Origin of the sequence: Microbacterium sp. 3J1 (assembly GCF_001049495.1) — a bacterium.
In the GTDB taxonomy this organism is placed as follows: domain Bacteria; phylum Actinomycetota; class Actinomycetes; order Actinomycetales; family Microbacteriaceae; genus Microbacterium.
The window spans coordinates 158,046-177,034 of sequence record NZ_CDWI01000001.1 but is presented as its reverse complement, the minus strand read 5'-3'; the positions used below and the strand labels follow the sequence as shown (position 1 = coordinate 177,034).

General features: G+C 71.8%; 15 protein-coding genes. 12 read left to right on the top strand and 3 right to left on the bottom strand.

Translation table 11 applies throughout. From position 1 onward, the window contains the following. Nucleotides 1-48 precede the first annotated feature (48 nt). The 6 genes from BN2660_RS00820 to BN2660_RS00800 are packed head-to-tail and all read left to right on the top strand — an operon-like array spanning nt 49 to nt 6,298. Complete coding sequence (locus tag BN2660_RS00820; protein ID WP_091226016.1) at nt 49-1,569, top strand: ABC transporter substrate-binding protein; 1,521 nt, start codon at nt 49-51, stop codon at nt 1,567-1,569. Nucleotides 1,570-1,585: 16 nt separating this feature from the next. Continuing rightward, nucleotides 1,586-2,599, top strand: coding sequence for an ABC transporter permease (locus tag BN2660_RS00815; RefSeq protein ID WP_255304925.1), 1,014 nt, complete (start codon nt 1,586-1,588; stop codon nt 2,597-2,599). Continuing rightward, nucleotides 2,596-3,450: an ABC transporter permease gene (locus BN2660_RS16495; protein ID WP_176697026.1), complete on the top strand. Its 855-nt coding sequence runs from the start codon at nt 2,596-2,598 to the stop codon at nt 3,448-3,450. Before BN2660_RS00815 ends, BN2660_RS16495 begins: the two co-directional genes overlap by 4 nt. Then, nucleotides 3,443-4,351, top strand: a complete 909-nt coding sequence (locus BN2660_RS00810; RefSeq protein ID WP_255304923.1) for an ATP-binding cassette domain-containing protein — start codon at nt 3,443-3,445, stop codon at nt 4,349-4,351. Before BN2660_RS16495 ends, BN2660_RS00810 begins: the two co-directional genes overlap by 8 nt. Beyond that, the gene (locus BN2660_RS00805; protein ID WP_091226015.1) at nt 4,348-5,163 is read left to right on the top strand and encodes an ABC transporter ATP-binding protein; all 816 of its coding nucleotides are present in this window, start codon (nt 4,348-4,350) and stop codon (nt 5,161-5,163) included. Before BN2660_RS00810 ends, BN2660_RS00805 begins: the two co-directional genes overlap by 4 nt. 4 nt (nt 5,164-5,167) lie before the next feature. Beyond that, nucleotides 5,168-6,298: an LLM class flavin-dependent oxidoreductase gene (locus tag BN2660_RS00800; RefSeq protein ID WP_091226012.1), complete on the top strand. Its 1,131-nt coding sequence runs from the start codon at nt 5,168-5,170 to the stop codon at nt 6,296-6,298. A gap of 18 nt (nt 6,299-6,316) precedes the next feature. Here BN2660_RS00800 and BN2660_RS00795 read toward each other — a convergent pair whose 3' ends face one another. Beyond that, nucleotides 6,317-7,261, bottom strand: a complete 945-nt coding sequence (locus BN2660_RS00795) for an NADP-dependent oxidoreductase (RefSeq protein WP_091226009.1) — start codon at nt 7,259-7,261, stop codon at nt 6,317-6,319. Nucleotides 7,262-7,270: 9 nt separating this feature from the next. Next, nucleotides 7,271-11,170, bottom strand: a complete 3,900-nt coding sequence (gene hrpA, locus BN2660_RS00790) for an ATP-dependent RNA helicase HrpA (RefSeq protein ID WP_091226007.1) — start codon at nt 11,168-11,170, stop codon at nt 7,271-7,273. A 71-nt stretch (nt 11,171-11,241) separates the two neighbouring features. Here hrpA and BN2660_RS00785 point away from each other — a divergent pair, with 71 nt between their 5' ends. The 4 genes from BN2660_RS00785 to BN2660_RS00770 all read left to right on the top strand — a co-directional run bounded on the left by BN2660_RS00785 (nt 11,242) and on the right by BN2660_RS00770 (nt 15,762). After that, entirely contained in the window at nt 11,242-12,420 is a 1,179-nt protein-coding gene (locus tag BN2660_RS00785; RefSeq protein ID WP_255304917.1) for a heparan-alpha-glucosaminide N-acetyltransferase domain-containing protein, read from the top strand. Further along, the gene (locus BN2660_RS00780) at nt 12,417-13,253 is read left to right on the top strand and encodes an aldo/keto reductase (RefSeq protein ID WP_091226005.1); all 837 of its coding nucleotides are present in this window, start codon (nt 12,417-12,419) and stop codon (nt 13,251-13,253) included. Before BN2660_RS00785 ends, BN2660_RS00780 begins: the two co-directional genes overlap by 4 nt. A 76-nt stretch (nt 13,254-13,329) precedes the next feature. Beyond that, nucleotides 13,330-13,902: an FMN reductase gene (msuE, locus tag BN2660_RS00775; protein WP_091226216.1), complete on the top strand. Its 573-nt coding sequence runs from the start codon at nt 13,330-13,332 to the stop codon at nt 13,900-13,902. Nucleotides 13,903-13,962: 60 nt separating this feature from the next. Next, on the top strand, nt 13,963-15,762 hold the full coding sequence (locus BN2660_RS00770) for a thioredoxin domain-containing protein (RefSeq protein WP_091226003.1): 1,800 nt from the start codon (nt 13,963-13,965) through the stop codon (nt 15,760-15,762). Between the two features lie 47 nt (nt 15,763-15,809). Here BN2660_RS00770 and BN2660_RS00765 read toward each other — a convergent pair whose 3' ends face one another. Beyond that, the gene (locus BN2660_RS00765) at nt 15,810-17,363 is read right to left on the bottom strand and encodes a dolichyl-phosphate-mannose--protein mannosyltransferase (RefSeq protein ID WP_091226001.1); all 1,554 of its coding nucleotides are present in this window, start codon (nt 17,361-17,363) and stop codon (nt 15,810-15,812) included. 48 nt (nt 17,364-17,411) lie between these two features. Between BN2660_RS00765 and rsmI the strand changes: the two genes are divergently transcribed. Both rsmI and BN2660_RS00755 read left to right on the top strand, forming a co-directional pair. Beyond that, nucleotides 17,412-18,227, top strand: a complete 816-nt coding sequence (gene rsmI, locus BN2660_RS00760) for a 16S rRNA (cytidine(1402)-2'-O)-methyltransferase (RefSeq protein ID WP_091225999.1) — start codon at nt 17,412-17,414, stop codon at nt 18,225-18,227. After that, complete coding sequence (locus BN2660_RS00755) at nt 18,227-18,844, top strand: class I SAM-dependent methyltransferase (RefSeq protein ID WP_091225996.1); 618 nt, start codon at nt 18,227-18,229, stop codon at nt 18,842-18,844. Before rsmI ends, BN2660_RS00755 begins: the two co-directional genes overlap by 1 nt. Nucleotides 18,845-18,989 lie beyond the last annotated feature (145 nt).

Here is an 18,989-nt window from a genome sequence, read left to right as displayed (position 1 = left end):
CTTCACATCTGTTGTGGCGCCCCGCCGTCGCTTCCTACGTTCGCTTCCATGACCCCCCGACCTCGCTTCGCCCTCGTCGCCGCTGCCACGGCGGCCGCCCTCGTGCTCGCCGGCTGCGCCGGCTCGTCACCCGCCCCCTCGACGGGCGCCGGCCCCACCTCGCTGACGTGGGGCTGGAACCTGCCGACGAGCTGGGATCCCGTGACGTCCACCGCCGGGTGGGACACGCACGCGCTCGCCCTCGTGTACGACGGGCTGACGCAGCTCGACACGAAGGGCGAGGTCGGCCCGGGGCTCGCGGAGAGCTGGGAGTACGACGAGACCGGCACCGCGATCACATTCCACCTGCGGGAGGATGCGGTGTTCACGGACGGGACGGCGGTGACGGCGGATGCCGTGAAGCAGAACCTCGAGCGCGGACGCGATCAGGAGAACTCCACCCTCGCCGGACAGCTGCGGATCGTCGTCGGCGTCGACGTCGTCGACGACCGCACCGTCACCGTGCACCTCGATCAGGCGGACTACCAGGTGCCGTACCTGTTCGCGGGCAAGACCGGGTTCATCGTCAACCCTGCGGCGTTCGGCGACGTGGCGACCCTCGCGACCCAGCCCGAGGGATCGGGGCCGTTCGCGCTCACCGAGTACGTGCCGAACGCGCACGCCGACCTCGAGAAGAACGAGGAGTACTGGAACGCCGAGCGCATCTTCATCGACGACTTCTCGATCGTCCCGGTGACCGACCCCGCGACCGTGGTCGCGGGCGTGAGCTCGGGGCAGTGGGACGTCGCGCTGGTGCCGCCGGCCCAGGTCGACGGGGCGGAGGCCGCGAACCTCGAGGTCGAGACCATCAAGGCGCTCACCGTGCGCGCCCTCGACGTGAACAGCACCGTGGCGCCCTTCGACGACCAGCGGGTGCTGCAGGCGATCAGCCACGCGACGGATCGTCAGGCGCTCGTCGACGCCGCCTACTTCGGTCAGGGCGCGCCGAACTGGCAGCCGTTCCCCGAGGGCTACGTCGCCCACAGCCCCGAGCTCGACGACCTCTACCCGCACGACGTCGACGCTGCGAAGGACCTGCTTGCCGAGGCGGGGCATCCCGACGGGCTCGAGATCACACTCTCGCTCACCGAAGACGACACCGCGCTCGCCGAGGTGCTGCAGGCGCAGTGGGCCGAGGCCGGGATCGATGTGACGCTCAACGTCCTCCCGGCTGCGGCGGTCGCGCAGAACTACGTGCAGCGCACCCTGCCCTTCGTGCTCGACAGCTACTCGGGACGCCAGTCGCCACTGCAGGGGCTCGAGGTGCTCTACGGCGCCGAGGGACTCATGAACCTGGGGCGGCAGACGCCTCCTGAGCTGACCGAGGCCATCAACGAGGCCAGGGCGACGCCGACGGATGCCGACGACTACGCCGAGAAGATCCAGGATGCGGTCGAGGTGGGGGTGCGCCTGCAGCCGAACACGTTCCTGTTCAGCTGGCCGCGCATCCTCGTCCACCCGGCCGAGGTGACCGGCATCCGGCACTGGCTCGACGTGCAGCGCTGGGAAGACGTCAAGGTCGAGGGCTGAGCTCACCATGTCGATCGTGACGACGGACGCGCCGGACCTCGGGCGGGTCGACGAGGTGCCTGCGGTGCGGAGGGCGCTGCCCGCTCTCCGCACGGCGGTCGCGACCGTCGTCACGGCGGCCACGGTGTTCGTGCTCGCGACCTTCGCGACGTTCGCGCTCGGGGCGGCGAGCGGTTCGAACCCCGCGGCCGTCGCACTCGGCGAGGTGGCGACGCAGGAGGACATCGACCGCCTCAACCACGAGTTCGGTCTGGATCGGCCGTTCCTCGTCCGCTACGTCGACTGGATCCTCGGTGCGGTCACCGGCGACCTCGGCAGATCGTGGTTCACGACGATCCCGGTCGCCGACAGCATCGCCCAGGCCTTTCCGGTGAGTCTGTCGATCGCGGCGGGAGCGACGCTGGTCGCGCTCCTCTTCGGGTTCGCGGCCGGTGTGCTCGCGGCGGTGAACCGGGGCGGACCGATCGACCGGGTGATCACGCTCCTCAGCACGGTCGCGGCCACCGTACCCGCGTTCGTCGCGGCCATCGGCCTGATCCTGCTGTTCTCCTACGCGATCCCGCTCTTCCCCGTGGCGGGCTACACCCCTCCGGAGAAGAGCGTCGGGGCCTGGCTCGTCTGCCTCGTCCTGCCGTCGGTCGCCCTCAGCCTGGATGCCGGAGCCGACATCGCCCGCCAGCTGCGCACCTCGCTCGTGGGCACGCTCGATGAGAACTTCATCGTCGGAGCGCGGGTCCACGGCCTGGGCCCCGGCCGCATCGTGTTCCGTCACGCCCTCCCCATCGCCGCCGGTCCTGCGCTCTCCGCTCTCGGCGTGCACGCGCCCCGTCTCGTCGGCGGCGCCGTCATCACCGAGGTCGTCTTCGGGATGCCGGGGCTCGGCCAGCTCGCGAACCGGGCCGCTCTGCAGGGCGACGTGCCCGTGGTTCAGGGCGTGCTGCTCGTCACCATCGCGATCATCGTGCTCGTGGGTGCGGTGCTGAACATCGTGATCTCCCGCACCGCCGGCACGGACAGGAGCGCCGCATGAGAGTGATCACCCGCCTCTGGGCCGCAGGGGGGAGCGTCCGCGTCGCACTCCTCGTGCTCGTCGCCGTCACCGTGCTTGCGGTCGCCGGTCCCGCGCTCGCGCCGCAGGATCCGCTGGCCCAGGACGCCGCCGCCGCTCTGCAGGAGCCGAGCCTCGCGCACCTCCTCGGCACGGACTACCTGGGCAGGGACGTCCTGTCGCGGCTGTTCGCCGGTGCGCCGTCGTCCCTGCTGAGCGCCGTCGCCGCCGCCCTCATCGGGTTGCTGCTGGGCGCCGTCCCCGGCGCGCTGAGCGCCTTCTCACCGAAGGCGGCCGAGTGGCTGTCCCTGCGTGTGGTCGACGCACTGCTGGCGCTGCCGTTCATCCTCTTCGCGATCGTCTTCGCTGCGCTCCTGGGCAACGGGCTGGTGCAGGCGACACTGGCGATCGGCATACTCCTCGCCCCCGGCTTCTTCCGCATCGCGAGAGCGACGACGCTCCGCGTGCGCGACTCGCAGTACATCGACGCGGCGACCTACCTGGGCGCCTCCGCGTGGTGGGTGCTGCGCCGGCACGTCTGGCGTCAGGTCGGCCCGAACCTGATCGTGGCCACGGTGTCGGCCCTCGGCGGCGCGCTCCTGGCCGTCGCGTCCCTCACGTTCCTCGGCATCGGAGTCCAGCCTCCGGCCCCCACCTGGGGCGGCATGCTCTCCAGCGACCTCGGCTACCTGAGCCAGCGTCCGTGGGGGCCGCTCGCCCCCGCACTCGCGATCATCGTGACCGTGGGGGCGCTGAACCTCGTCGCGGATGCCTCGCGAGACGCGTTCGGCGCGGATGCGCCGACACCGAAGAAGGAGGCGGCTCGTGTCTGACGTCGCAGCACTCACCGGCGAGACGATCGCCCGCGACCCGCGGCCGCCCGCAGTGCGGGGAGGCGCGAACCTGCCGCCCTCGTTCGACGAGGCCTCGCTCGCCCGGCCCGCCGTCGCGGAGGTGCGGGACCTCGTCATCGCGTCCCGCGACGGCAGCGAGCTCGTGCACGGCGTCTCGGTCTCGGTGCGTCCCGGCGAAGCGCTCGGCATCGTGGGAGAGTCGGGCAGCGGCAAGACGCTGACCTGCCGCGCGCTGCTCGGCATCCTCCCGCCCGGGCTCGACGTCGTGTCGGGGTCGGTGACCGTCGACGGGATCGACCTGACCGACGCCGGAGAGCCCGGATGGCGTCGGGTGCGGGGGAACCGCATCGCCGCCGTGTTCCAGGACCCTGCGTCGTACCTCAACCCGGCGATGCCGGTGGGCGCCCAGCTCGAGGAGACGCTGCGGGTCACCGCCGGGCTGCCGCGTCGACAGGCCCGCGAGCGCGCCCGCGAGCTGCTCGACGACCTCGGCATCCGCCGCGTCGATCTCGTGCTGCGACAGAGGGTCGCCCACCTGTCGGGCGGGATGCTGCAACGTGTGCTGATCGCCATGGCGCTCGCCGCGGACCCCGCCGTGCTCATCGCCGACGAGGCCACCACGGCGCTCGACGTGACGGTGCAGGCGGAGCTGCTCGACCTCCTCCGGCGGCTGCGCCTCGAGCGCGACCTCGCCCTCATCCTCGTCTCTCATGATCTGGCGGTCGTCGCGCAGGTGTGCGAGCGCGTGCAGGTGTTCCGTGACGGTCGGGTCGTCGAGGCCGGAGCGACGTCGCGGGTGCTCCGCGCGCCCGGGCATCCGTACACGCGCGAGCTGCTCAGCGCCCACGCGGAGTACGGACTCGAGAGGTACCTCGCATGACGCCCGCACCCCTCCTCGAGCTCGACGGCGTGTCGGTCGACTACGACCGCGTGCGCGTGCTCGACCGGATCTCGCTGACGGTACGGCCCGGAGAGGTCGTCGGGGTGGTCGGCGAGTCCGGCTCCGGCAAGACGACGCTCGCCAAGGCGGTCCTCCGCGCGGTCGACGTCTCTCGCGGATCGCGGATCCTCGTCGACGGACGCGAGGTCTCGCGTCTCCGCGGCCGCTCGCTGCGCGCCTGGCGACGATCCGGGGCCGTGCAGTACGTGTTCCAGGACCCGCTCCGATCCCTGGATCCGGGGGTGCGCGTCGCGGACTCGATCGTCGAGGGGCTCCGCATCGCGGGCGTTCCCGCGGCCGACGCCGGCCGACGCCGCGCAGAGGCGCTCGAGGCCGTCGGTCTCGACGAGGAGCTCATCGCGCGCCTGCCCGCAGGACTCTCCGGCGGACAGCGGCAGCGTGCGGCGATCGCCCGCGCCCTCGTCGTCGAGCCTCGTCTGCTCCTCCTCGACGAACCGGTCAGCGCCCTGGACGCCGCGAGCCGCGACCGGGTCGTGAAGGCGCTCATCGCGCTGCGCGACGCGCGGGGGAGCGACCTGGCGATGGTGGTGATCTCGCACGACATCGGCTCGCTCGCCGCCATGAGCGACCGCCTGGTCGTCCTCGACCACGGCCGCATCGTCGAGGACGGGCCCACCAGACGTGTCGTCTCCCGGCCGGAGCATCCGTACACCCGGCTGCTGATCGACTCCGTGCCCGTCATCCACACGCCCACCGCGAACCGCCCGTCCCCCGTACCCGTCAGGAGCTGAAGCAATGCCCATCGAACTGCTCGGAATGATCGCCACCACCCCCGGATCCGAGACCCGCGCGGTCGAGGGCCCCGTCGTCGACGCGAACTATGTGCGGGAGTTCTCGCGCGCTCACGAGGAGGCCGGCTTCGATCGTGTGCTGATCGGCTACAGCGCGAGCTCGCCCGACGGCTTCGCGGTGGCGTCCGCGGCACTCCACGCGACCGAGCGGCTCAAGGTGCTCATCGCGCACCGCCCGGGATTCGTCGCGCCGACGGTGGTCGCGCGCAAGCTCGCCACGCTCGACCACCTCACCGGAGGGGGCCGGGTGGCCATCCACCACATCAGCGGGGGCAGCGAGGCCGACCAGCGTCGCGACGGAGACTTCAGCGACAAGGGCGACCGCTACCGGCGCACCGGCGAGTTCATCGACGTCCTGCGCCGCACGCTGACCTCGGCGGAGCCGTTCGACCACGACGGTGACTTCTACCGCGTCGAGGGCGCCTATTCGGCCGTGAAGCCCGCCACCGACGACGGCATCCCGGTCTTCTTCGGTGGGCTGTCGGACGGCGCGGTCGAGGTCGGCGCTCAGGGAGCCGACGTCTACATGCTGTTCGGCGAGCCGCTCGCCGACGTCGCCGAGCACATCCGCACCATCCGCGCGGCCGCGGCGGCCCACGGGCGCACCGTCGAGTTCAGCCTGTCGACGCGACCGATCATCGGCGCGACGGAGGAGGAGGCGTGGCGGCGGGCCGACCGGATCTACGCCGACACGGAGGAGCTGCTGCGGCGCGCCGCCTCGGGCAACCCGCTAGAGTTCGCCCGGCCGCCGCAGCGCGAGCCGGACGCGGTGTCGGCGGACCGTCTGCAGCAGCACGCCGCGCGCGGCGACGTCCACGACGAGCGTCTGTGGCTGGGCATCACGAGGCTCACCGGCCCGGCCGGGAACTCGACGGCACCGGTCGGCACTCCGGAGCAGGTGGCCGAGGCGCTGCTGAAGTACTACGACCTGGGCGTGACCCGCTTCCTGATCCGCGGCTTCGATCCGCTCGGCGACGTGCGCGAGTGGGGCGAGGAGCTCGTGCCCGCCCTGCGCGAGGGTGCACGACGGCGCGACGAGGCACGGGCCGCGGCGGATGCCGAGAAGGTCGCCTGACCGGCGTCGAGCCGAGGGCTAGGGAATCAGGACGATCTTGCCCGAAGCGGTGCCGGACTCCACGAGCTCGTGGGCCTGCGCCGCTTCGGCGAGCGGCAGCTCGGGACCGAGCTCGATCGTGAAGTCGCCCGCCGCCAGCAGCTCGACGGTGGCACCGAGCGCCTCGGCGCGCCAGGCGAGCTCCTGCTCGGTGAGCGGCTGCGGGGCCCCTCCGGAGAAGGCCCGGATGCCGAAGGATGCCGCGTCCGGGCCGCGCACGATGGTGGCGATGCGGTTCCGGTCGTCGACCAGCGCGAGCGACGCCTCGATCGCCTCGTCGGTGCCCGCGCAGTCGAGCGCGACCGTGACGGCGTTCGGCGCGGCCTCGCGCACCCGGTCGAGCAGGCCGTCGCCGTACGCCACCGGGATCGCCCCGAGCTCGCGCAGCTGATCGTGGCGTGCGGGGCTGGCGGTCGCGACGACCGTGGCGCCCCACGCGACGGCGAACTGCACCGCGGCCTGACCGACCGAGCCCGAGCCGCCGTGCACGAGCAGGACGTCACCGGAGTGCACACCGAGCGACTTCAGCGACTGGTACGCGGTCCCTGCGGGGATGCCGATGGCCGCGCCCTCCGCGGCGGTCACCGCATCGGGCAGGAGCACGATGTGCTCCGCGGGTACGGCGAGGAGGCTCGCGTACGTGCCGCGGGTGTCGCGGATCGCGACGCGGTCGCCCACCACGAACCCCTCCACGTCCTCCGCGAGGGACTCGATGACCCCGGCGCCGTCGAAGCCGACCGGTCGCGGCTCCTCGATCGGAGGGGACGGGCGCTTCGCGCTGCGGAGCTTGGCGTCGATCGGGTTCACCCCGGCCGCCTCGATGCGCACGACGGCTTCGCCGCCGAGTGCGATCGGGTCCGGCACCTCCATCTCGTGCAGCACGTCAGGGGAACCGAACTCTGTGTAGACGATCGCGCGAGCCATGTCTCCAGGCTACCCCCGTGCGGCGAGGGCCTTCATGATGCGCTGCGGCGAGACCGCCTGCGCGGTGCCGAGTCGCTGCGCGAACACGCTGACCCGGTACTCCTCGAGCAGCCAGCGCGTCTCCACCAGCGCGGCGGACGCACCGGCCGACAGCGGGACCGTGCCCCCGGCATCCTCGTACGCCTTCGCCATCCGCTCGTACTCGCTCATCCGGGTGCGGTCCTTGCCCGGTTCGTTCGCGAGCGTCTTCAGCCGGTCGAGCATCGCGTCGAGGTACCGGGGGAAGTGCGCGAGGCGCTGCACGCCGGCGGCCGACACGAACCCCGGATGCAGGAGGCCGGACAGCTGCGTGCGGATGTCGTTGAGGGGCCCGAGCAGCGCGAGCGAGTTCTGCGACTTGATCCCGCGCTCGACGTCGCGCGCCTTCGTGAGGATGCGGGCGACCAGTGACACGCAGGCGAAGAGCTCGTCGACGAGGGTCGCCGAGACGGCATCGCGGATGCGGGTGAACTCGGCCTCCGAGCGCACCACGCCGCCGGGAGCGGATGCGTCGAGCGTCTGCTGCACGACGGCCGCGCGGCAGTCCTCGATCAGCGCCGCGGCCGACTGGTACGGCGATGCGGCGAGTGCGAGCTTCTCCTGGCTGGTGAGGTGCTGCTGCACGTACGACGACGGCGAGGGCACGCCGAGCAGCACGAGCCGCAGCACGCCGGCGCGGGTCGCGGCCGCGGCGGCATCCGCAGTCGACTCCACCCGCACGGCGACGGTCTTGCCCTGATCGACGATCGCCGGGTAGCCGCGGACCACGCCGCCGGCGACGCGGGTGTCGAGCACCTCGGGCAGGTCGCCGAACGACCAGGTGGTGAGCCCCGACTGCTCGATCGACGCGGCGATGGCGGGCTGCGGCCCCGTCGAGGGACCGGGACGACGTGGGGGAGTCGAGATCGATCGCGCCACGCTGCTGCGAGCGCGATCGGCGAGCTCCTCCTGCAGGGCGCTCAGGTCGCGGTTCGAGCCGACGATACGTCCGCGCTCGTCGACGGCGCGGAAGTTCATGCGCAGGTGCGCGGGCACACGCTCGTCCTCGAAGTCGGCGGCCGACACGAGCTGGTTCGCGAGCGGCTGGATCAGCCGCGCCAGAGCCTCCTTCAGGCCGCGCGGGGGCAGACCGCCGTGCGATTCCGGGCCGTCGCCGGCGAGCTCCTCACCGAACTTGTCGGCCCAGTCCGCGGCGGGCACCACGTGGCGGCGGATCGCCTTGGGGAGCGCGCGGAGCAGACCCGTGACGAGCTCCGCACGGAGCCCCGGCACCTGCCAGTCGAAGCCGCGGTCCTGGATCTGCGCGAGGAGGGCCAGCGGGATCACGACGCTCACGCCGTCGTCGGCCGCTCCCGGCTCGAAGCGGTAGGCGAGGCCGAGCACCTGATCGCCCTGCGTCCACTTCGTGGGGAACTCGCTCTGGTCCGCGCGGCTGTCGTCGTCGAGCAGGTCGGCCTCGCGCATCACGAGCAGCTTCGGCGTCGCGCCGAGAGCGTCCCGCCACCATCTCTCGAACGAGCGGAGGTCGAACACATCGGCGGGGATCCGCTCATCGTAGAAGCGGAACACGGCCTCGTCACCGGCGAGGATGTCGCGGCGGCGCTCGCGCTCCTCCAGCTTCTCGAGCCGCTTGCGGAGCTCGGCGTTGCTGCGCCAGAAGGCGCTCACGCGCTTGTCGATGCGCGTCGGATCCCACTCGCCCTCGACGAGAGCGTGCCGCACGAACATCTCCCGCGACGCCGCCCGGTCGATGCGCGCGAACTGCACCCGCCGTCGCGGGATGATCTCGACGCCGAACAGCGTCACCTTCTCGTACGCGACGGCGGCTCCGGCATCCTTCGACCAGTGCGGCTCGGTGACCTGCCGCTTGGCGAGATCGCCCGCGAGCACCTCCGCCCAGGCGGGGTCGATCGCGGCGACCGTGCGTGCGTAGGTGCGGGACGTCTCGACGATCTCCGCGGCCATGACGGATTGCGGGCTCTTCTTGCGCAGCCCGGACCCCGGGAAGATCGAGAAGCGGATGCCGCGGGCGCCGCGATACTCGGCCATCCTCCGCTTCTTCGGATCCGCCCCCTTGCCCGCGCTGCGCTCGTCGAGGATGCCGATCTGCGACAGGAGTCCCGACAGCAGCGCCCGGTGGATCGCGTCGGGGTCTGCGGCGCCTCCCGACCCGGTGGAGTCCTTCTCCCGCACGAGAGAGCGCAGCTGGCGGTGCACATCGAACCATTCGCGCACCCGGACGTAGTTGAGGTGCTCCGAGCGGCACAGGCGACGGAAGGCGCTGGACCCGAGCTCGCGCTGCTGCTCCCTGAGGTGGTTCCAGAGGTTGAGGATCGCGAGGAAGTCGCTCGTCGGGTCGGCGAAGCGCGCATGCATCCGGTCGGCCTCGTCGCGGACGCTCTGCGGAACCTCCTGCGACGGGCGCTCACGGACGTCCTGGATCGACATGCCGGCGACGATCGCGAGCACGTCGCGCTGCACCTGACCGCCGCCCGTGCGGCCGGCCTCGATGAGCATCCGGGCGAAACGGGGATCGATCGGGATGCGGGAGATGTCGCGCCCGATGCGGGTCAGACGCGGCGAATCCCCGCTGCCGGCGACCGCGCCGAGCTCGGTGAGCAGGTCGAGAGCGGCCCTGACGCCGCGGGAATCGGGCGGGGTGAGGAACGGGAAGGCGGTGATGTCGCCGAACCCGAGCGACAGCATCTGCAGGATAACCGAGGCGAGCGACGTGCGCAGGATCTCGGGCTCGGTGAACTCCTCGCGGCGGTCGAAGTCCTCCTCGCTGTACAGGCGGATGGCGATGCCGTCGCTGGTGCGGCCGGCGCGACCGGAGCGCTGGTTCGCGGATGCCTGCGAGATGGCCTCGATGGGCAGGCGCTGCACCTTCGAGCGGTTGCTGTACCGCGAGATGCGGGCCGTGCCGGTGTCGATCACGTACCGGATGCCGGGAACCGTGAGGCTCGTCTCCGCGACGTTCGTGGCGAGGATGACGCGACGTCGCACGCCCGCGACCCTGCTCTTCTCGAAGACGCGGTGCTGCTCGGCGGCCGACAGGCGCCCGTAGAGCGGGAGCACCTCGGTGGGGGAGCGGTCCTTCGCGTAGGCGCCGCGCACGGCATCCGCCGCATCCCTGATCTCGGCCTCTCCGGGGAGGAACACGAGCACGTCGCCCGGGGCCTCACGATCGAGCTCGCGCAGGGCGGCGACGATGGCGGTGACCTCGTCGCCTTCCTCCTGGGGTGCGGATCCACTCGATTCTTCCTCCGCCTGCGCCCGGTAGCGGATCTCCACGGGGTAGGTGCGCCCCGAGACCTCGATGATCGGCGCGGGGTCGCCCTGAGGCGTCGCGAAGTGCCTCGCGAAGCTCTCGGGGTCGATCGTCGCCGAGGTGATGATGACCTTCAGATCGGGGCGCTCGGGCAGGATTCGCACGAGGTACCCGAGCAGGAAGTCGACGTTGAGCGACCGCTCGTGCGCCTCGTCGATGATGATGGTGTCGTAGCGACGGAGCAGGCGGTCGCGGTGGATCTCGTTGAGGAGGATGCCGTCGGTCATCAACGCGACGCGGGTGTCGTCCGAGACCTTGTCGGTGAAGCGCACCTTGTAGCCGACCAGGGTGCCGAGCTCGACCTGCAGCTCCTCCGCGACGCGCTCCGCGATCGTCCGCGCTGCCAGGCGGCGCGGCTGCGTGTGCGCGATGCGCTCGCGCCCGAGCTCGAGGCAGATCTTCGGAAGCTGCGTCGTCTTGCCAGACCCCGTGGCGCCGGCGACGATGACGACCTGGTTGTCGCGGATGGCGTCGGCGATCTCGTCCCTGGCGGCGCTGACGGGCAGCTCGGGAGGATACGAGATCACGGGTGAGGACATAGCCCTCCATCGTATGACGGGAAGAGGCCCGTCCGCCCCTCCCGGTCAGCCGGTGCTCCTACGATGAGGCGGTGACCACTCCCGCATCGACCGAACCCGTGACGCGCTGGTTCCGCGAGTTCGGCAGGGCGCCGCGCATCCTCGGGCTCGACATCGCCCGGGGGCTCGCGATCCTCGGGATGGCCGGAGCGCACGTCGGCGAGACGCCGTCGTTCGACCCCCTCGATCCGTCGACCTGGCTCGACCTCGTGCACGGGAGGTCGTCCATCCTGTTCGCGGTGCTCGCGGGCGTGTCGATCGCCCTGATGACGGGGCGCAGCGAGATCCCGGATCCGGAGCGGATGCCGAGCATCCGCCTGCAGCTCCTCGGACGCGGAGCGGTGATCTTCCTCATCGGGCTCGCGCTCGAGATGCTGGGGACGCCGATCGCGATCATCCTCACCGTGTACGGGCTGCTCTACATCGCGGTGATCCCCGTCCTCCGCTGGAGTCCGGGAAAGCTGCTGATCGCGTCGGGCGTCCTCGCGGTGACGGCCCCGGCGGTGCTCGCGCTCCTCGCCGCCCTCACCCTGTACCCGACCGGCCCCGGCATCGACCTGGTGCTCTACGGCTCGTATCCGATCACCGCGTGGCTGGCGTTCGTGCTGGGCGGCATGGCCCTCGGGCGTCTGCACGTCGAACGGTCCGAGACGGCGGTGGTCGCCCTGGGCATCGGCGTCGGACTGATGATCGTCGGCTACGGGCTGGGTCTCGTCGGCGCGGTGGCAGGGATCGCCGGTGGCGAATCCTTCGACAGCGCCGGGACTCCTCCGTCCGGATGGAGCGACTACCCCGACGCGCTCGCCGCCGCGAACCCGGGCGGGGCGGTCCTCGCGGCCGTCTTCGGCGTGGTGCCGCACTCGGGCGGCACCGCCGAGATCCTCGGGTCGGGCGGCTTCGCCCTCGTGGTCCTCGCGGCGTGCGTGCTGGTCAGCGGACCGCTGCGCTGGCTGCTGCTGCCGCTCGGCGCCCTCGGCTCCATGCCGCTCACGGCATACACGGCGCATGTGGTGTCGACGGCGCTCCTCGGCGGTCCGGGAGGATTCCCGTCCAGCAACGCCTTCTGGGCGGCAACCGCGATCGTGCTGCTGCTCGCCACGTCGGTGTGGTCGATCCTGTTCGGGCGCGGCCCCCTCGAGCGGCTGGTCGGCCGCGCGGCGGCGGCCATGGCCGGCCGCCCCTCCCAGAACCCTTCTAGGCTGGACCCATGACGATTCCTGCACTCGAACTGAACGACGGCACCTCCATCCCCCAGCTCGGCTACGGCGTCTTCAAGGTGCCGGCCGACGAGACCGAGCGCGCGGTGAGCGAAGCCCTGGAGATCGGCTACCGCCACATCGACACCGCGGCGATCTACGGCAACGAAGAGGGCGTCGGCGCCGCCATCGCCTCGTCCGGCATCGCGCGCGACGAGCTCTTCATCACGACCAAGCTCTGGAACGACCGCCACCACGACGACGAGCCGAACAGGGCCATCGCCGAGAGCCTCGAGAAGCTCGGCCTCGAGCAGGTCGACCTGTACCTCGTGCACTGGCCCACCCCGGCGAAGGACGACTACGTGCACGCCTTCGCGAAGCTCATCGAGCTGCGCGACGCCGGCCTGACCCGCAGCATCGGCGTCTCGAACTTCCTCGTGCCGCACCTCGAGCGCATCGTGGCCGAGACGGGCGTGACGCCGGCGGTGAACCAGATCGAGCTGCACCCGGCGTACCAGCAGCGAGACATCGTCGACTGGGCAACCGCTCACGGCGTGCGCATCGAGTCGTGGGGCCCGCTCGGACAGGGCAAGTACGACCTGTTCGGCACTCCGGCCATCGCCGATGCGGCGGCGGCGCACGACGTCACCCCCGCCCAGGCGGTGCTGCGCTGGCACCTGCAGAAGGGCTTCATCGTCTTCCCGAAGTCGGTGCGTCCCGAGCGTCTGCGCGAGAACCTCGACGTCTTCGGGTTCGAGCTGTCGGATGCCGAGGTCGCGGCGATCGACGCCCTCGACCCGCTCGACGGGTCGGGCCGCGTCGGCTCGCACCCGAACGACGTCAACTGAGTCGGTCCGAGACCGCAGATGACGCCCCGTGTCGCGTATCGCGACACGGGGCGTCGTCGTGAGTAGCGTCGTCGGCATGACAGCCCCCTACCGCGTCGTCGCCGTGTCCGGCTCGCTGCACGAGCCCAGCAAGACCACGGTCCTCATCCGTGCGATCGCCGATGCCGTCGCCGAGCGCGCGGAGGTCGAGGTCGAGGTCGTCGAGCTGACGGACATCGGTCCCTCGCTCGCGGGAGCGCTGCGACGCGATCAACTGCCCGCCGAGGTGGAGGAGAAGCTCCTCGCGATCGAGGCGGCCGACCTGCTCATCGTCGGGAGTCCGGTCTACCGGGCCTCGTTCACGGGCCTCTTCAAGCACCTGTTCGACTTCGTGGGGCAGTACGAGCTCGTCGGCAAGCCCGTCCTCCTCGCCGCCACCGGCGGGGGTGAGCGCCACGCGCTCATCATCGAGCACCAGCTGCGTCCGCTGTTCGCCTTCTTCCAGGCGCTGACGCTGCCTCTGGGCGTCTACGCCAGCAACACCGACTTCGACGGCTACGTGATCTCCTCCGACGTGCTGCGTGCGCGCATCGATCTCGCCGCCGAGCGCGCGTTGCCGCTCGTCGGCTATGCGGCATCGCGTCCGGCTGAACAGCTCCTCGTCTCCTGAGAAAGGCCCGGAGCTCCTGAGAAAGGCCCGGAGCTCCTGCCGTCGGCGTAGCGTGAGGGTATGACGAACCGGCTCGCCGACACGCTCAGCCCGTACCTCCGCGCCCACGCGGACAACCCCGTCGACTGGTACCCCTGGGGTGCCGAGGCGTTCGCCGAGGCGGAACGCCGCGACGTGCCGCTCCTCATCTCGATCGGGTACTCGACCTGTCACTGGTGCCACGTGATGGCGCGCGAATCGTTCGCCGACCCCGAGACGGCGGCGCTGATCGACCGGGATTTCGTGGCCGTCAAGGTCGACCGCGAGGAGCATCCGGATGTCGACGGCGCCTACATGGCGGCGGCCTCTGCGTTCACCCAGAACCTCGGATGGCCCCTCACGGTGTTCACGACGCCTCGCGGCCGCGCGTTCTACGCCGGCACCTATTGGCCACCCGAGGCGCGGGGGCCGATGCCGGCGTTCCGCGATGTGCTCGGGGCCGTGCGTGAGGCGTGGACCGTGCGCCGGGCGCAGGCCGAGGAGTCGGCGGATGCCGTGACCGAGGCACTCGCGCGCGCTGCGGCCTCGACGCCGTCGGACCTCCCCGACGCCGCGGCGATCGCGACGGCCGCTCAGGCCATCGCGGCACGTGAGGATCGTCTGTTCGGCGGGTACGGCGGGGCTCCGAAGTTCCCCGTCGCCACCGTGCTCGGGCTGCTGAAGACGCCGCTGGTCCGGCGCGAGGCGCCGGATGCCGCTGCCTCGGCAGGTCGGGCGCTGGTGGCGATGGCCTCGTCGCCGCTCCGCGATGAGGACGGCGGGTTCTTCCGCTACGCCACCCAGCGCGACTGGTCTGTGCCCCATTACGAGCGGATGCTGACCGACAATGCGCAGCTGCTCTCCGTGGCGCTCGATGCCGGCGACGAGTCGACCGCGAGGGGAGTCGCGGCGTTCCTCCTCGGAGTGCTGCGGCGCGACGGAGGGGGCTTCGGCGCCGCCCAGGACTCGGAATCGTGGATCGACGGGGAGCGCAGTGAGGGCGGGTACTACCTGCGGCCTGTGCCCGAGCGGGCGGACCTCGAGCCCCCTGCGGTCGACGGCAAGGTCATCACCGGGTGGAACGGGCTGGCCATCGCGGCGCTGGCGCGGGCGGGTGCGACGCTCGGCGAGGAGGAGTGGGTCCGCGCGGCGGCGAGAGCGGCCGACCACGTCCTGCGCATCAACCGCGCGCCCGACGGTGCGCTCGTCCGGGCATCGCTCGACGGCATCCCCTCGTCTGCGGTCGCGACGACGGCCGACGTGGCCCTGCTCGCAGACGGGCTGCTCGCATTGGCGGCGGCGACCGGCGAGGCGGCCTGGGCGGTCGAGGGCCGAGCCCTGCTCGACACGGCGCTCGACGGGGTCGCCGGCGATCCGCTGCTCACCGCCCGCGGCGTCGCCGTCGCACCCGATCAGACCGACGGCGATCTGCCGTCGGGGGTCGCCGCGCTGGCCGCCGCAGCTCTGACCGCGTGGCGTCTCGGCGCCGGAGACCGGTACCGCGAGGCGGCCGCCGACCGTGTACGCGAGCATGCCGCGGCGGCGCTCGGCCAGCCCTTCGCCCATGGCAGTCTGCTCCGGGTCGCTGCCGGACTCGTCGACGCCCCTCGTCAGATCGTCGTCGTCACCGAGCATCCCGCCGGCGCACTGGCGGCTGCCGCTCGACGGGCCCAGGCCGATGTCGTGGCGATCGTCTCGCCCGCTCAGGCGCAGGCCCTCGCGGATGCCGGCTTCGAGCTCTTCGAGGGCAAGGCCGACGCCCCCGAGCGCGCCTACGACTGCCGGTCGTTCGTCTGCCGGCTGCCGGTCGCCGATCCGGCGGATCTGCCGCCCCGGCGCTGATCGTGCCCCGGCGCTGATCGTGCGCCGGCGCTGATCGTGCGCCGGCGTCAGACCCAGCCGGGGAGCCAGTTGTGCAGCAGCCAGAAGTCGTACGGCACGCTCATGCCGGTCCACACCGGATAGAAGAACGCCGACACGAGCACGACGACCACGAGGAAGATCGCGACGGTGCGCTCGCCGGACTGGCGGCGGTGCAGCGGATCCTCCCTGCGCCCGGCGATCACGCGCAGGGTCACGGCGAGGGCGAGCACGAGGAACGGCATCATCGCGACCGTGTAGAACTGGAAGATCGTGCGCTCGGGGATCATCAGCCACGGCACGTAGGTGGCGGCCAGCCCGATCAGCGGGAAGGTGAGCGCGGGGCCGACCGGCTGCCGTGTGATCCAGCCGCGCACGAGGCGGTAGATCAGGTACACCGTCGCCGCGACACCCGCGTACCAGATGAGCGGGTTGGGGATCGTGGAGATCACGGCGATGCAGTGGTCGACGCCGCACGGCGCGGGGTCGGTGCCCACCCACACGGCCGTCGGCCGGAGGAGGAACGGCCACTCCCAGGCCGGGCTCGCGTAGGGGTGGCCCTTGCTGAGCCCGACGTGGAAGTCGAGGATCAGGTCGTGGTACTTCCACAGGGCGAGGAGGGGGTTCGGGTCGCTCTGCCGTGCGTAGCCGCCCGAGGTGACGAGCCACCCGGTCCAGCTCGCGAGGTAGGCGGCGAGCGCCGGAAGGATGAGGAGCACGAACGACACCGGTCCCTGCCGGAAGGCCGCCGAGGTCGGCCACAGCACGACGCCCGCACGGCGCCGGGCGAGAGCATCCGTCACCACGACGTACAGGCCGAAGGCCGCGAGGGCGTAGAGCCCCGACCATTTCACGGCGCAGGCGGCGCCGAGGGCGATTCCCGCGGCGACCAGCCAAGGGCGTCGCCAGAACACCCGCCCCCACATCGGGTCGGGGGCCTCCGGATCGATGCGTTCGATCAGGGGGATCGTCTGTCGACGGTCGTGCAGGATGAACAGGGCCCCGAGCAGCAGGAAGAACGTCAGCAGGCCGTCGAGCAGGGCGATGCGGCTCATCACGATGCTGAGACCGTCGATCGCGAGCAGGCCGCTCGCGACGGTCGCGACGGGGATCGATCCGGTGAGCCGGCGCGCGACGAGGTAGACCAGCAGGACGCTCGCGGTGCCGAAGAGCGCCGTCGCGAGCCGCCATCCGACGGTGTTGTCGGGGCCGCCGAGCGACATGCCCAGCGCGATCAGCCATTTGCCCAGTGGGGGGTGAACGACGAACGCCCCCACGTCCGACAGGGGGAGCTTCTGCAGGGTGACGAACGCCTCGTTCGCGTCCTCGCCCCACGTGCCCTCGTAGCCGAGGGTCCACAGCGACCAGGCGTCCTTGACGTAGTAGGTCTCGTCGAAGGCCAGCTGGTGCGGATGCCCGAGATTGACCAGCCGCAGCACCGCGGCGACCGCGGTGACGACGAGCGGCGCGAACCACCGCACCATGCGTCCCCAGTCGGGATCGGTGAGGATGCGGTCGCGCAGCTGCCCGTATCGCGTGAGCCGCTCGGCGGGCGGAGGCAGCAGGGGTACGGGCGCGGTCACCGCTCCAGCCTAGACAACGCCCTTCGGAGCCACGCCTAAGCTGGGCGGGTGATCATCCTCGCTGCGACACCGATCGGAAACCTCGGGGATGTCTCCCGCCGCCTCGTCGAGGTGCTGGAGAACGCCGAGGTCGTCGTCGCGGAGGACACGCGCACCACCGGGCGGCTGCTGCAGGCGCTGCAGATCGCGAACCGTCCGCGGCTGATCGCGCTGCACGACCACAACGAGAAGCAGAAGGCGGCGGAGCTCGCGGCGCTGGCGCTCGAGACCGACGTGGTGGTCGTGAGCGACGCGGGGATGCCGGCGATCAGCGATCCCGGGTACGGGCTCGTCGCCGAGGCCGTGGCGCAGGGGGTGACGGTGACGGCGATCCCCGGCCCGAGCGCCGTGCTCATGGCGCTGGCGATCTCGGGCCTGCCGACCGACCGGTTCACGTTCGAGGGCTTCCTGCCGCGCAAGCCGGGGGAGCGGCGCTCGACGCTGCGTGCGCTCGCCGCCGAACCCCGCACCATGGTGTTCTTCGAGTCGCCCGCGCGCCTGGCCTCGACGCTCGTCGACATGGGCGTCGCGTTCGGCGACGACCGCCGTATCGCCGTGTGCCGCGAGCTCACCAAATTCTACGAGGAGGTGCGCCGCGGCACGGCGGGCGAGCTCGCCGAATGGGCGTCCGAGGGTGTCAAGGGCGAGGTCGTGGTCGTGGTCGAGGGCGCTCCGCGCCGGGCGGCCTCGGCGGAGGACGCGCTCGCGCAGGTGCAGCAGGTCGTGGCGTCCGGCACCCGTCTGAAGGACGCGTGCGCCGAGGTCGCCGCAGCCACCGGCCTGTCGTCCCGCGATCTCTATCAGGCCGCGCTCGCGGCACGCTGATGCGCGACGGCTCTGATGCGGACGTCGCCGCCGCCTACGACGCCCGGGCCGCCGAGTACGTCGAGGTGGCCGGAGCACTGGAGCAGATGGATGCGCGCGACGCGGCGGTCATCGAGACCTGGTGCGACAGCACGACGGGGCCGCTGCTGGATGCCGGCTGCGGGCCGGGGCAGTGGACCGAGTTCCTGACGCGAGGCGGGCGGGAGGCGCGGGGGATCGACCTGTCGACGGAGTTCATCTCGACCGCACGGCGGCGGCACCGCGGCATCCGGTTCGACGTCGGTTCGTTCCGCGACCTGCCTGTCGCAGACGGTTCGATCGGCGGCATCCTCGCGTGGTACTCCCTGATCCACACCCCGCCGGCCGATCTGCCCGAGGTGCTGAGCGAGTTCGCCCGTGTCCTGGCGCCACGGGGCAGCATCCTGATGGGGTTCTTCGACGGCGCACCCCGCGAACCGTTCGCGCACGCCGTGGCGCCCGCGTACTTCTGGTCGGCCGACGCGCTCGCCGTACTCCTGGCGGACGCCGGCTTCGAGGTCGTGTCGACGGCCACCCGCGGCCGCGATTCCGGCGAGATCAGCACGCGCCCCCACGGATCGGTGGTCGCGCGTTGCTAGCTCAGGCCCGACGCTGCGCGCCTCGCGAGTCCGATCGCGCTTCGCCCGTCCGGATTCCACGCATTCTGCCCTCGCAGGCGCACATCGCCTTCCGAGGTGCGCGCAGGCGCTGACTCGGCGCCGGGTTACCCTGGTGCACACCCAC

What these genes read in the sequence shown, in the direction of transcription:
- BN2660_RS00770 (WP_091226003.1), top strand. Translation starts at nt 13,963, where the DNA reads ATGACGAACCGGCTCGCCGACACGCTCAGCCCGTACCTCCGCGCCCAC.
- BN2660_RS00800 (WP_091226012.1), top strand. Translation starts at nt 5,168, where the DNA reads ATGCCCATCGAACTGCTCGGAATGATCGCCACCACCCCCGGATCCGAG.
- BN2660_RS16495 (WP_176697026.1), top strand. Translation starts at nt 2,596, where the DNA reads ATGAGAGTGATCACCCGCCTCTGGGCCGCAGGGGGGAGCGTCCGCGTC.
- hrpA (WP_091226007.1), bottom strand. Translation starts at nt 11,170, where the DNA reads ATGTCCTCACCCGTGATCTCGTATCCTCCCGAGCTGCCCGTCAGCGCC.
- BN2660_RS00795 (WP_091226009.1), bottom strand. Translation starts at nt 7,261, where the DNA reads ATGGCTCGCGCGATCGTCTACACAGAGTTCGGTTCCCCTGACGTGCTG.
- BN2660_RS00805 (WP_091226015.1), top strand. Translation starts at nt 4,348, where the DNA reads ATGACGCCCGCACCCCTCCTCGAGCTCGACGGCGTGTCGGTCGACTAC.
- msuE (WP_091226216.1), top strand. Translation starts at nt 13,330, where the DNA reads ATGACAGCCCCCTACCGCGTCGTCGCCGTGTCCGGCTCGCTGCACGAG.
- BN2660_RS00820 (WP_091226016.1), top strand. Translation starts at nt 49, where the DNA reads ATGACCCCCCGACCTCGCTTCGCCCTCGTCGCCGCTGCCACGGCGGCC.
- BN2660_RS00780 (WP_091226005.1), top strand. Translation starts at nt 12,417, where the DNA reads ATGACGATTCCTGCACTCGAACTGAACGACGGCACCTCCATCCCCCAG.
- BN2660_RS00755 (WP_091225996.1), top strand. Translation starts at nt 18,227, where the DNA reads ATGCGCGACGGCTCTGATGCGGACGTCGCCGCCGCCTACGACGCCCGG.